The sequence below is a fragment of the Chryseobacterium sp. C3 genome, from assembly GCF_014218905.1.
Classification (GTDB): domain Bacteria; phylum Bacteroidota; class Bacteroidia; order Flavobacteriales; family Weeksellaceae; genus Chryseobacterium; species Chryseobacterium mucoviscidosis.
The window spans coordinates 95349-108343 of sequence record NZ_JACLCU010000004.1; the positions used below are offsets into that span (position 1 = coordinate 95349).

General features: G+C 41.7%; 13 protein-coding genes. All 13 read left to right on the forward strand.

All coding sequences use genetic code 11. The features are described from left to right. Positions 1-50: 50 nt before the first annotated feature. The 13 genes from H6W53_RS10190 (at position 51) to H6W53_RS10250 (ending at position 12993) form a co-directional block, all read left to right on the forward strand. Complete coding sequence (locus H6W53_RS10190) at positions 51-614, forward strand: helix-turn-helix domain-containing protein (protein WP_070566701.1); 564 nt, start codon at positions 51-53, stop codon at positions 612-614. An 89-nt stretch (positions 615-703) separates the two neighbouring features. Further along, positions 704-3118 carry a heavy metal translocating P-type ATPase gene (locus H6W53_RS10195; protein ID WP_084018994.1) on the forward strand — a complete coding sequence of 805 codons (2415 nt, stop codon included), beginning with the start codon at positions 704-706 and terminating at the stop codon, positions 3116-3118. A gap of 98 nt (positions 3119-3216) precedes the next feature. Then, positions 3217-3438, forward strand: coding sequence for a heavy-metal-associated domain-containing protein (locus H6W53_RS10200; protein WP_084018993.1), 222 nt, complete (start codon positions 3217-3219; stop codon positions 3436-3438). 260 nt (positions 3439-3698) lie between these two features. After that, positions 3699-3878, forward strand: a complete 180-nt coding sequence (locus H6W53_RS10205; RefSeq protein WP_084018992.1) for a hypothetical protein — start codon at positions 3699-3701, stop codon at positions 3876-3878. 268 nt (positions 3879-4146) lie between these two features. Next, complete coding sequence (locus H6W53_RS10210; protein ID WP_084018991.1) at positions 4147-5022, forward strand: DUF3347 domain-containing protein; 876 nt, start codon at positions 4147-4149, stop codon at positions 5020-5022. 74 nt (positions 5023-5096) lie between these two features. After that, entirely contained in the window at positions 5097-5342 is a 246-nt protein-coding gene (locus H6W53_RS10215) for a phosphoribosylpyrophosphate synthetase (RefSeq protein WP_228423053.1), read from the forward strand. A 39-nt stretch (positions 5343-5381) separates the two neighbouring features. After that, positions 5382-7481 carry a heavy metal translocating P-type ATPase gene (locus H6W53_RS10220; RefSeq protein ID WP_198418304.1) on the forward strand — a complete coding sequence of 700 codons (2100 nt, stop codon included), beginning with the start codon at positions 5382-5384 and terminating at the stop codon, positions 7479-7481. A gap of 6 nt (positions 7482-7487) precedes the next feature. After that, positions 7488-8153, forward strand: coding sequence for a DUF3347 domain-containing protein (locus H6W53_RS10225; protein WP_113636562.1), 666 nt, complete (start codon positions 7488-7490; stop codon positions 8151-8153). Positions 8154-8164: 11 nt separating this feature from the next. After that, a complete protein-coding gene (locus H6W53_RS10230; RefSeq protein ID WP_185206583.1) occupies positions 8165-8689 on the forward strand; it encodes a DUF305 domain-containing protein in 525 nt (174 codons plus the stop codon). A gap of 26 nt (positions 8690-8715) precedes the next feature. Then, positions 8716-9135 (forward strand): hypothetical protein, encoded by a 420-nt coding sequence (locus H6W53_RS10235; protein WP_113636560.1) that lies wholly within the window; start codon positions 8716-8718, stop codon positions 9133-9135. 32 nt (positions 9136-9167) lie between these two features. Further along, entirely contained in the window at positions 9168-9623 is a 456-nt protein-coding gene (locus H6W53_RS10240) for a heme-binding domain-containing protein (protein ID WP_072885944.1), read from the forward strand. Positions 9624-9636: 13 nt separating this feature from the next. Beyond that, positions 9637-11910: a multicopper oxidase family protein gene (locus H6W53_RS10245; RefSeq protein WP_028069432.1), complete on the forward strand. Its 2274-nt coding sequence runs from the start codon at positions 9637-9639 to the stop codon at positions 11908-11910. 261 nt (positions 11911-12171) lie between these two features. After that, on the forward strand, positions 12172-12993 hold the full coding sequence (locus H6W53_RS10250) for an RteC domain-containing protein (RefSeq protein WP_185206585.1): 822 nt from the start codon (positions 12172-12174) through the stop codon (positions 12991-12993). Positions 12994-12995: the final 2 nt, after the last annotated feature.

Below are 12995 nucleotides of genomic sequence, written 5' to 3' on the forward strand. Positions count from 1 at the left end.
ATTTGTTTATTGCTTTTATATTAAATACAAAATGTGGGCAGAGAATAAATATGAATACACTCTTTATAAAAAATATGGTCTGTAACCGCTGCATTATAGTGGTGCAAAATGAATTGGAAAAACTCGGTTTAGGCATTAAGAATATAAAATTGGGCGAAGTAACCTTAGCACAAGAGATAACCCCTACAAAAAAAGATGCTTTGGTAAAAACTTTAGAGCCATTGGGATTTGAGATAATTGACGATAAAAAAAGTAGGATAATAGAGAAGATAAAGAACACTATCATTGACTTGGTACACCATCAAGATAATGATGTAAAAATCAATCTTTCAGATGTATTGAGCGATAAATTGCATCACGATTATAATTACCTGTCCAATCTGTTTTCAGAGGTAGAGGGTACTACTATTGAAAAATACTTTATTGCCCAAAAGGTTGAAAAAGTAAAAGAATTGCTGGTGTACGATGAGTTGTCTTTGAGTGAAATTGCTTTTCGTCTGAACTATTCGAGTGTATCCTACCTAAGCAATCAATTCAAAAAAGTAACAGGACTGACACCGAGCTATTTCAAACAGATAAAAGAAGATAAAAGAAAGCCATTGGATAAAGTGTAAATAAATTTTACAAATCAATTCCAAAATTTCACAATAGCACCCGTTGATATAATAGCCAATTTTGCATTGTTAATTAAAGCAAGCAGAATATGGCAACTAATAATAAAGAAACAATATACATTCCATTGGAGGATGTGGAAAGCGAACATTGTGCATTAATCGTTGAAAAAGGGTTGACACAAGTAAAAGGCATAGAAACCCACAAAGTAGAGCTAAATAACCGCAGGGCAGCTATTACAGTAGATAGCAATGAAACAGTAGGCGAAGCTGTTAAGGCAATTAAAGATTTAGGTTACGGAGTTCCTACGGTTAAAAGTGCTTTTCCGGTATTGGGCATGACCTGCGCATCCTGTGCGGGCAGTGCCGAAAGCATTGTTAAATACCAATCGGGAGTAGTTGATGCTTCCGTGAATTTTGCAACGGGTAATCTTACGGTAGAATATCTACCAAACATGACCAATGCTTCAACGCTGCAAAAAGCAGTACAAGGAGTTGGTTATGACTTATTGATTGAAGACGAAACCACACAGCAGGAAACGTTAGAAGCTATTCACACCGAGAAATTCAGGAAACTCAAAAACAAAACCATTTGGGCAATCATCCTCTCTTTGCCTGTGGTGGTAATCGGTATGTTCTTTATGGATATGCCTTATGCAAACCTGATAATGTGGCTTTTCTCAACTCCGGTACTTGTCTGGTTAGGAAAAGACTTTTTTATCAATGCGTGGAAGCAGGCAAAACATCGTTCTGCCAATATGGATACACTGGTTGCATTAAGTACTGGTATTGCTTACCTGTTCAGTGTATTCAATATGTTATTTGCAGACTTTTGGCATCAAAGAGGGCTACACTCTCACGTTTATTTTGAAGCCGCTGCCGTAATTATCGCATTTATCCTCTTGGGGAAACTGTTAGAGGAAAGAGCCAAAGGTAATACATCTTCAGCCATTAAAAAGCTAATGGGCTTACAGCCTAAAACGGTTATTGTGATAGAAGCTGATGGCACAGAAAGACAGAAGGCTATTGAAGATGTAAGTGCAGGTGATATTATACTCGTAAAGCCCGGCGAAAAAATTGCGGTGGATGGTATGGTAACATCAGGTAATTCCTATGTGGACGAAAGTATGCTAAGCGGTGAGCCTGTGCCTGTGTTGAAAAAGGAAAATGAAAAGGTATTTGCCGGAACGATTAACCAAAAAGGCAGCTTTCAATTCAAAGCGGTGAAAGTTGGAAAAGAAACCATGCTTGCACACATCATCAAAATGGTACAGGATGCACAGGGAAGCAAAGCTCCAGTACAGAAGCTGGTAGATAAGATTGCAGGCATCTTTGTTCCGGTAGTAATGGGTATTGCTATCCTTACATTTATCTTATGGTTGGTGTTAGGGGGCGAAAACGGAGTTGTGCAAGGCTTGCTGGCAGCCGTTACGGTATTGGTTATTGCCTGCCCTTGTGCTTTAGGCTTAGCGACCCCGACCGCCATTATGGTAGGCGTTGGCAAAGGTGCTGAAAACGGTATTTTGATTAAGGATGCGGAAAGCCTTGAACTGGCTAAAAAGATAAACGCAATTGTATTGGATAAAACCGGAACCATTACCGAGGGAAGACCACAAGTAACAGATATTGCCTGGCTGAACAATGACGATATGACCAAAAATATTTTATTAAGCATCGAAAAGCAATCGGAACATCCATTAGCGGAAGCAGTAGTAAAACATTTGAACGGAGCAGGAAACGCAACTTTATCATTGTTCGACAGCATTACAGGTAAAGGCGCAAAAGCAGACCATAACAACGAAACCTATTATGTAGGAAATAAAAAGCTATTGGCAGAAAACAACATCGCTATTGCTGACGAATTACAAAACAAAGCCGAAGAATGGGGCAAACAATCCCAAACCGTTATTTGGTTTGCAAACGGCAAACAGGCTCTGTCTGTAATTGCCATTTCCGATAAGATTAAAGAAACATCGGTGCAAGCTATCAGGGAAATGCAGGATATGGGTATAGACCTGTATATGCTGACCGGAGATAATGAAGCAACCGCCAAAGCCATTGCTGCGCATACTGGCATTAAACATTACAGAGCCGAGGTATTACCACAGCATAAAGCCGATTTTGTGAAAGAGCTACAAAGCAAAGGTAAAATAGTGGCAATGGTAGGTGATGGTATCAACGATAGCACCGCATTGGCAACAGCCGATGTAAGTATCGCAATGGGCAAAGGTTCGGACATCGCAATGGAGGTAGCCAAAATGACCATCATTTCATCAGACCTTACCAAGATACCACAGGCAATACGATTGTCAAAACAGACCGTAGCCACCATTAAGCAAAACCTGTTTTGGGCGTTTATTTACAACCTAATCGGTATTCCGGTGGCAGCGGGCATCCTTTACCCAATTAACGGCTTCTTGCTAAACCCGATGATAGCGGGCGCAGCAATGGCGTTGAGCAGCGTGAGCGTGGTAAGTAACAGCCTGCGGTTGAAGTGGAAGAAGTAAAACAGTAAAAATCACAAATCAAATAAGAAATTACACAACAATTCTGAACCAAATAGCACTGAAATTTGCATTATCAATAACTCTTAAATTTATTAGCAATGGAAAATAAACAATTTCAATTCAAGACAAACATTAATTGCGGCGGTTGTATCGCATCTGTAAAACCACACTTGGACAAGGCAGAGGGCATCTGCCATTGGGACGTGGACACCAACAATAAGGACAAGGTGCTTACCGTGAAGTCCGAGGGAATTACCGAGCAAGAAGTAATATCCACTGTGCAAAAGGCAGGCTTCAAAATAGAGCCTTTGAACGTCTAATCCAAAGTCTTTTAAAATGCCCTTTTCTGACCGAACTTTTACAAGGGTAGGCTTTCAGGAAAGGGTATTTTATCAATTCTGAAAAAAGACTGAAAGGCTATTGCGGATGTAGTATTTTTTGTTTATATAGCAAAAAAAAGGCAAAACGATAAAAAAAACCAATCTTATTTGTAACTTTGTAGCGTTGAAAAATTTGAGAATACATATAAGCATTTTAACACTTTTCTTTTTGGGTTTCTTCCTGATGCCCAATCAGAGTTATGCTTGTTCCAAAAAATCAACACAAACCGAGCAGTCTTCCTGCTCAAAAGAAAAATCCAAAAAATCAGAACATAAAAAAGGTTGCAAGGGCAAATCCTGTAAAAAATGCAAAAGTGACAATTGCGGGGGCGGTTGTTCACACAGCTCTTGCAGGTGCGGTGCTTCAATCACTTCTTTAAGTTTACCAGTTATAATCGAATTAAAAGCAAAAAATCAATTTGCAGCAAGTAAAAAGCAAAAATTCGGTTTCAAAGAAGCCTATTATTCTTCGGGCTTTTTCTCCATTTGGCTACCGCCTAAAATAAGCTAAAACTATGGCCTGATAGCCATAGGTGTGTCCTGTCAGAAGCTGTTCCGGCTTTTGCAAATCCCCTATTTGTATCATTTACTTAAAATTTAAAACAGAAACGGGTTTATCAATCCCCCGTTTCTCAAAATGTAATTATTATGAAATCATTATCAAAAATAGTGATGGTAATCGCCGTGTTACTATCATCAATAAACGGCTTCGCACAAATCAAGAATGCGAAAACAGAAACCGTAAAGATTTACGGCAATTGTGGTATGTGCAAAACCACCATCGAAAAAGCAGGTAACGTAAAAAAGGTAGCCAGCGTGGACTGGAACAAAGATACCAAGATGGCTACGCTCACCTATGACGGCGACAAAACAAATCAGGATGAAATCCTGAAACGTATTGCTTTGGCTGGTTATGACAGTGAGAAGTTCCGTGCGCCGGATGACGTATATGCTAAACTGGCTGGTTGCTGCCAGTATGATAGACCCGTGAAGACGGTTGCCAAAAACAAAGAGGCTGGCATGGACATGAATGCCGGACATGGCAATCACGACCATAGCCAAATGGCAGCTAATAAAGATGCAGCTCAAAACCAATCACAGCTAAAAGCTGTATTTGACAACTACTTTTCAGTGAAAGACGCTTTGATAAAAACCGATGCGGCGACCGCATCTGCCAAAGCCGCTGAATTGGCTGCATCCCTTAAAGCAGTCGATATGAACAAGCTATCGGCAGAGGAACATACGGCTTGGATGAAAGTGATGCAGGATTTGACGGCCAATGCGGAAAGCATTTCAAAATCAAAAGATGTTGCAAAACAAAGAAGTTCTTTTGCGGCACTTTCGGAAAGCATCTACACACTTGCCAAAGTTTCTAAACAGGACACCCCCATTTATTACCAGCACTGCCCTATGTACAACGGAGGTAAGGGAGCCAATTGGCTAAGTAAAGAGAATGCGGTTAAAAATCCATATTACGGCTCACAGATGCTCACCTGCGGAAGTACGGTCGAAACCATTAAATAACAGGTCTGAAAGCTATGGTACAGTACAATGACATGGTGCAGGCGCTTAAAGACCTAAGACAACGTGGGTACAGTATGGACTTTAGTCTGTTGCCGGACTGTCTGTACTGTACGTCAAGGAGCCTGAAACTAAAACCGGAGGATTTTACGGTTACGGAAACTCATAGGTTTGAAAGCCTCGACAGCAGTCCTGATAACAATGCCGTAATTTATGCCATATCGTCTAATGATAGTAAGAATAAAGGCGTACTTGTTGATGCCTATGGTACTTATGCCGAAGAAATGACCCATGAGATGGCAAAAAAATTAAGTGCAACATAACTTTTAAAACCCCTTGTTATGAAAAAATATACTTGTCCTATGCACCCACAGGTGCTAAAAGACGAACCGGGCAAATGCCCGCTCTGTGGCATGGCATTGGTTCCCGTTGGCGGTGCGTCAGTTTCTCATGAACACACATCAGAACATGGGCATTCCGGGCATTCTCAACATGGCCATGCTGACGAAAACTTTAATAAACATGAGGGACATCATACAGGTGATTTCCTCACTCGTTTTTGGATAAGCCTTGTCATTACAATCCCTATACTGCTCCTGTCGCACATGATACAGCAATGGTTAGGTTTCTCGCTTGCTTTCAATGGCGATAAATATGTGTTGCTGGCATTGGGTACGGTGATTTATTGCTATGGAGGCTTACCATTCCTAAAGGGAATGATTGGCGAGGTGAAAGCCAAAGCCATAGGGATGATGACACTTGTTGCTATCGCCATATCCGTAGCCTATGTCTATTCCGTAGCCGTTGTATTTGGCTTGCAGGGTATGGATTTCTTTTGGGAACTGGCAACCCTAATTGACATCATGCTGTTAGGGCATTGGCTGGAAATGCGTTCCCAAATGGCTGCTTCACGGGCATTACAGTCATTGGTAGCGTTACTGCCCAACGATGTTACCGTGGAACGAGGCGGAGAAGCTGTAAAGATAAAGCTCGAAGACCTGCAAAGCGGTGAAACGGCTATCATAAAACCGGGTGAAAAAATTCCAGCCGACGGATTGGTTCTGGATGGGCTTTCATATATCAACGAGAGTATGCTTACCGGAGAAAGTGTTCCCGTAAAAAAGGAAAAGGACGGAAAGGTCATCGCAGGCTCTATCAATGGCGATGGTGCGCTGAAAGTTAAGGTAACAGCCGTTGGAAAAGACAGCTACCTGAACAGGGTTATCAATCTTGTGCAGGAGGCACAAGCTACTAAGTCCAATACGCAAAACCTTGCGGACAAAGTTGCCAAATGGCTCACCTTTATTGCCATTGCCGTGGGCATAGGCACATTTGCCTATTGGTATGCAAGCAGTGGAGATATTGCCTTTGCGCTTGAAAGAATGGTGACGGTAATGGTAACGGCCTGCCCGCACGCATTGGGCGTGGCTATCCCGTTGGTGGTCGCCATTTCCACAACGCTATCGGCGACCAATGGTCTGCTCATCCGCAACCGCACAGCATTTGAAACCACCCGTAAGCTATCTACCATCATTTTTGACAAAACCGGAACGCTCACCAAAGGTTCCCATGCCGTGGAAAAGGTTATTCCCTTTACGGACGAATACAATGCCGATGCAGTTATCCAGTATGCTGCCGCAGTACAGCAAAATTCGGAACACCATATCGCAAAAGGCATTATGGCTACATTGAAAGAAAAGAGGCTTGCGTTATGGAAGTCTGAAAACTTTAGCTATATGCAGGGTATAGGTGTAAAAGGTGTTGTAAACGGAAAGAGTGTTGTAGCTGGTGGCCCGAATTACTTCACCGAAAACCACCTTTCTTTGCCGGAAATTCCAACCGAAATTAATCAGGAAGCCGAAACAGTAAACTTTGTTCTCATTGATGACCGGGTAATCGGCCTCATTACTTTGGCAGACAGCATCCGTGAGGGTTCGGCACAGGCGATTGAGGAACTCAAAAAAATGGGCATCAAGTCCTTTCTGCTCACCGGGGACAACGACAGGATTGCTGCTGCCGTAGCCGGAAAATTGGGTATGGACGGGTATTTGGCCAATGTGCTTCCGCATAACAAGCAGGAGAAAGTAAAGGAGTTTCAGGCAAAAGGCGAAATCGTAGCAATGACTGGTGATGGTGTAAATGATGCACCTGCACTGGCACAGGCAGATGTTGGAATTGCCGTGGGTTCCGGTACGGACGTGGCTGCCGAAACAGCGGATATCATATTGGTAGACAGTGACCCGAGGGATGTGGTCAAACTGATTGACTTCGGCAAACTTACCTACAAAAAGATGGTACAGAACCTGATATGGGCGGTTGGCTACAACGTGGTGGCAATACCGCTTGCGGCAGGCGTACTCTATCCGAATTTTGTTTTAAGTCCCGCTATGGGTGCTGTGCTGATGAGTGTAAGCACCATTGTAGTGGCTATTAACGCAAGTTTTTTAAAAATCAAAAAATAAATAAAAATGAAAAATCTAACATTATCAATCATTGCTGTTATCATGGCATTTGTAACAGTATCATGCAATCAGGCATCCAACAAAAACGAGCAGTCTTCAAGTGATACTGCTGTGGTATCACAAGAACAGCCAGCTTCCCAACCAAAAGAGGATGATACGGTAGCTGCGCCCGTTGTGAGTGAAACTCCGAGCGGTCAGGAAGCAAAAGCAACAGGAAAAGAAGAAGCAAAAAACTTTTCTATTGCGCCCATAGTTACCGATTATCTGTCCTTAAAGAACGCCCTTGTTTCGGACGATGACAAAGCTGCCGCCAGTTCAGGGAAAAAGCTGTTAGCTACCCTGAATAAAGTGGACATGAAAGCCGTTCCTGCCGATAAGCACAAAAAGTACATGGACATAGCGGACGATGCTAAAGAACACGCAGAACATATCGGGGAAAATGTCGGCAACATCCACCACCAGCGGGAACATTTGGCCTCGCTTGGCGAAGATTTGAAAGACCTGATTGATTTGTTCGGTACATCGCAAACATTGTATCAGGACCATTGCCCGATGTTCAATGACGGTAAGGGTGCTGTTTGGTTCAGCGAAAACAAGGAAATCAAAAACCCTTACTACGGTTCTAAAATGCTGACCTGCGGTAAGGTGGAAAAAACAATTAACAGCAAATAAAATTCAGGGTTATGGAAAATATGCAAAACAGTCACCATGCGGGTCATTCCTCGGAGCATGGCACGCACAATACAAAACATGCTTCGGCCATGTACAAACGCTTTGCGGTGATGGCTGTAGCCATGTTCGCAGTGATGTATTTTATCATGTACGCCATGATTGACGGGTGGCAGAACCTGATACCCAATATCAACAATTTGTACATGACCCTGCTGATGACCTCGGCAATGCTGCTTATCGAATTAGCGATAATGAAAGTAATGTACCCCAACAGGAAGATGAATTGGGCGATAGCCATCATCTCGGTTGCTGTTGGCATCTTTTTATGGTTTGGTATCAGGGAACAAATCAATGTCGGGGACAAGCAGTTTGCAAAGGGTATGATACCCCATCACGCAGCAGCCATATTGATGTCCGAAAAGGCACACCTGACCGACCCGGAACTGATAGAGCTGCAAAAAAATATACTTAAAACCCAAGCGGAAGAAATTGAACTAATGAAGCGCAAGCTAAAAGAGTTTGAAGAAAGTAAATAATAAAATTTAAAAAAACAAGTTTGGACATGAACAAAATAATAATTGGCTTTATTTCCTTATTAACCCTGCTATTCACCGCTTGCGGTCAGGCGGGGTCAAATAAGGATGAAGCGGAACAGCAGCATTCGCAGGCAACTCCGGAAAGCAACGGACATACTACCCAAATAGGTGAATTGGTTCCATCGGATGAAGTCTGCATGGTCAACGATGCCTATATGGGCAAAAGGCAGTTTGACGTAAAATTTGATGGTAAAACCTATTACGGATGTTGCGAAATGTGTAAGGAACGTATTCCAAAAGATGCGACCGTGCGGATGGCGATAGACCCCTATTCCCATAAGCAGGTAGACAAAGCTAATGCGGTGATTGCTGTGACAGGAAATAACGGTGAAGTTTCTTATTTTGAAAACAAGGGGAATTATGCCAAGTATGTGAAAAAACAGTAGACACAAAAAGATGAAGCCACAATAAAATAATTATGACCATAAAGAAGAAAATCATATTGGGGCTGGCTGTCGTCCTGATTGCCATACAGTTCTTTCAGCCCTTACGGAACCAGGCGGTTGAAGTGCCAGCCACCCATATCGAAAGGGTGTACACCGTACCCCAAAATGTAAAGGCTATCCTTGTTCAGTCCTGTTATGACTGCCATAGCAACAATACCCATTATCCGTGGTACAGCCGTATCCAGCCCGGCGCATGGTACATGGCAGAGCATATAAAAAAGGGGAAAGAGGAACTCAACTTTAGCGAATTTGGCGACTATTCTGTCCGCAGGCAGCGAAACAAGTTCAGGGCTATGGCCGGGCAGGTTAAGGACGGGGAAATGCCGTTGTCATCATACACACTAATTCATCGCAATGCAGTATTGTCACCGGAGGATAAGCAGGTTTTGATAGCGTGGTTTAGCACAATGGAAGACAGCATTAAATAAAATTTTTCAAATCATGAACAGATATAATAAAATACCTATAAGAATTTTGCAAACAGTGCTGATACTGCTTTGCACGCAAACGCTGTTTGCACAGAGAGTGGTGCATTACGAGCTGTATGTAAAAGATACGCTTGTCAACTATGCAGGTAAGCAAAAAAGGGCAATTGCCGTAAACGGGCAAATCCCCATGCCCACCCTTACCTTTACCGAGGGCGACACTGCCGAAATAGTGGTGCACAACCAATTGAAAGAAAGCACATCACTTCACTGGCATGGTGTGTTCCTGCCCAATAAAGAAGACGGTGTGCCCTGGCTTACACAAAAACCCATCGCACCGGGCACAACCTACACCTACCGTTTTCCGATTATCCAGCATGGTACGCACTGGTACCATTCCCACTCAGGATTGCAGGAGCAGATTGGCATGTACGGAAGTTTTATCATGAAGAAAAGAAGCGATGATAAGACATTCAGAAAAGGAATTGACGATTTGCCGACCGTTCCAATTATATTAAGTGAGTGGACAAATCTTAACCCCGATAATATCAACCGTATGCTACACAATGCAAATGATTGGGCGGCCATTAAGAAAGGCGCAACACAATCATATGTTGAAGCTATTAAGGAGGGAAAATTAGGGGTAAAGGTAAAAAACGAGTGGAAGCGGATGCTGGCGATGGATGTCAGTGACGTTTACTATGATAAAATCCTAATAAATGGTAGCCATAGCACCGATTTGAAAACAATTGATGGTAAAAAGCTAAAAGCAGGCGACAAAGTCAGATTGCGTGTTTCCAATGGAGGGGCGTCTTCATATTTCTGGCTACGGTATGCTGGAGGAAAAATTACAGTAGTAGCGAATGATGGGAATGATGTTGAGCCTGTAGAGGTGGACAGGTTAATCATTGCCGTTTCTGAAACTTACGATATTGTAGTGACTATCCCTCAAGATGGTTTGGCTTACGAGTTCTTAGCAACAACCGAAGACAGGACACAATCTGCGAGTTACTTTATAGGTGATGGGGTCAAACAGCTTATTTCTCCACTCCCACGATTGAAGTATTTCGAGGGGATGAAGATGATGAACGATATGATGAAAATGAATGGCGATTTGGACGATATGGGCATGAAGATGAGCCTTAACCAAATGGACATGAATGTAGTGATGTATCCCGAAATTACCGGAGATGCAACAAAAAAAGCAGACCACAGTAAGCATGAGGGTATGGATATGGATAACGACGCTAACCGTTACAACGCTAATGCCTTGGGAGACATCAAAACATTAAATTATGCTATGTTGCAATCACCTTATAACACCTCTCTTCCAAATGATGCGCCTGTAAAAGAGTTGAAATTCACACTTACTGGCAACATGAACCGCTATGTATGGAGCATGGATAATAAAATACTTTCGGAAACTGACAAAATACCTGTAAAAAAAGGAGAAATTCTACGGATTACCATTTATAATAATTCAATGATGCGGCATCCAATGCATCTTCACGGATTTGATTTCAGGGTGATAAACGGAAAAGGCGAAAAATCGCCGCTTAAAAATGTGTTGGATATCATGCCTATGGAAACAGATACCATTGAGTTTTTAGCAAATGAGGAAGGTGATTGGTTCTTTCATTGCCATATATTATATCACATGATGGCGGGAATGAACAGGGTCTTTGAAGTTGGAGACTACAATAACCCCTATCTACCCGACAAGGCAAAAGCCTATAAAGAATTGCAAAGAGAAAGTAATATGCCTCATTTTATGGCACAAAACGATTTTGCAACCAATGGTAATGATGGAGAAGCTATGCTAATGAATGCACGCTACCAATTAGGAACAGAATGGCGTTTAGGCTATAATAGTATGCACGGTTATGAAGTAGAAACCCATTTAGGTAGATACATTGGAAAGATGCAATGGTTCATGCCCTTTGTAGGTTTTGATTACCGCTACCGTAAAATGGGAGAAGATGAACACGAAAAGAACATATTTGGACAAACCAACAAGAAAGACACCCGCAGGGCGTTCAGTTTAGGGTTTATGTATACGTTACCTATGCTGGTCAATTTTCAGGCAGAAGTATATCATGATGGAATTGTGAGATTGCAGTTAATGCGTGAAGATATACCAATTTCAAAAAGACTAAGAGGTGGTTTTATGGTGAATACCGACTTAGAGTATATGGGAGAACTTAGGTATATCATTAATAAGAATATAGGTATACGTACCCACTATGATAGCGATATGGGCTTTGGTGTGGGGCTGGCATTGACTTATTAAAATTAAATAACTAAGGGTTGTAAACTGCATAACCGTAAAAAAATATCGGTAAAAAAAAGGAGGTGATGCAGGTGTAATTCGCAAAGACTAACCTGCATCATACTACAACCCTTTAAAGTATGCAACAAAAATCTATCTATCGTTCCATCATCAATACGGTAGAGGTTGAATTTTTTTAAGCAGTAATTGCATCATAAGCTAATACGAACAGTGTTAGCTTTTCTGTATTAACCAATAATATATTACATCAAAATGAAGCGAATGGATAAATTTTACAATGAAACATATCTTAAATTGGAAACTGCAATCCAGGAACTGGAGATTGAAACCGACTGCCCCATAAAAAGAATTGAAGCCGTTATACACCATATCATACAAAGCCTTGCCGACTTAAAGGACTTTGTACTGAAAAATGACTTTAAGAATATGGAAGAAGAAATCCATTTTTTCAAGTATCAGAAACCTGTTATTGTTTCAAAGCTCATCTACTACAATGCCATCTATAAAATCGAAACAAGAAGACCCTACGGGAACAAGCGTACCAAGAAATATTTTACCAAAGAACTGAAAAAGCTAAAAAGGTTCTTTGAAAACAACCTTGATTTTTACAAGTATTACCGCAGCAATAATTCTTTCGTTGACGAAAAATTCTTTGTGCGTGGCAAGCACGATATAAGGCTGTGGTTAGACACATTTTATTTTGAAGCAGACCATCGTTTTTCTACTTCACACGATTATAAGGTTGCCAAGATTATTGCCAATGACCTGATACAAGTTTATTTGGAAGACAGGCTCAATAACATCAATGTGAAAAGGGGTTCGGGCAATTCATTGAAATGGACGGCAAGTAAAACGGCACTGACGGAACTCATATATGCACTGTACTCCCACGGTGTATTTAACAATGGGAATACAGACATAAAATTGATAGCTAAAACTTTTGAAGAAGCCTTTAATATTGAGTTAGGCGATTTTTACCACACGTTTATGGAACTGAAAGCCCGTAAGATAAACCGAACCAAATTCCTTGACAGCCTCTGTGAAGCCCTAATAAAAAAAATGGACGAAAAGGACGAAAAGTAACG

Coding starts and splice junctions, on each gene's coding strand:
- H6W53_RS10215 (WP_228423053.1), top strand. CDS start 5,097: ATGGACTTTAGTCTGTTGCCGGACTGTCTGTACTGTACGTCAAGGAGC.
- H6W53_RS10240 (WP_072885944.1), top strand. CDS start 9,168: ATGACCATAAAGAAGAAAATCATATTGGGGCTGGCTGTCGTCCTGATT.
- H6W53_RS10225 (WP_113636562.1), top strand. CDS start 7,488: ATGAAAAATCTAACATTATCAATCATTGCTGTTATCATGGCATTTGTA.
- H6W53_RS10235 (WP_113636560.1), top strand. CDS start 8,716: ATGAACAAAATAATAATTGGCTTTATTTCCTTATTAACCCTGCTATTC.
- H6W53_RS10210 (WP_084018991.1), top strand. CDS start 4,147: ATGAAATCATTATCAAAAATAGTGATGGTAATCGCCGTGTTACTATCA.
- H6W53_RS10250 (WP_185206585.1), top strand. CDS start 12,172: ATGGATAAATTTTACAATGAAACATATCTTAAATTGGAAACTGCAATC.
- H6W53_RS10245 (WP_028069432.1), top strand. CDS start 9,637: ATGAACAGATATAATAAAATACCTATAAGAATTTTGCAAACAGTGCTG.
- H6W53_RS10230 (WP_185206583.1), top strand. CDS start 8,165: ATGGAAAATATGCAAAACAGTCACCATGCGGGTCATTCCTCGGAGCAT.
- H6W53_RS10190 (WP_070566701.1), top strand. CDS start 51: ATGAATACACTCTTTATAAAAAATATGGTCTGTAACCGCTGCATTATA.
- H6W53_RS10220 (WP_198418304.1), top strand. CDS start 5,382: ATGCACCCACAGGTGCTAAAAGACGAACCGGGCAAATGCCCGCTCTGT.
- H6W53_RS10195 (WP_084018994.1), top strand. CDS start 704: ATGGCAACTAATAATAAAGAAACAATATACATTCCATTGGAGGATGTG.
- H6W53_RS10200 (WP_084018993.1), top strand. CDS start 3,217: ATGGAAAATAAACAATTTCAATTCAAGACAAACATTAATTGCGGCGGT.
- H6W53_RS10205 (WP_084018992.1), top strand. CDS start 3,699: ATGCTTGTTCCAAAAAATCAACACAAACCGAGCAGTCTTCCTGCTCAA.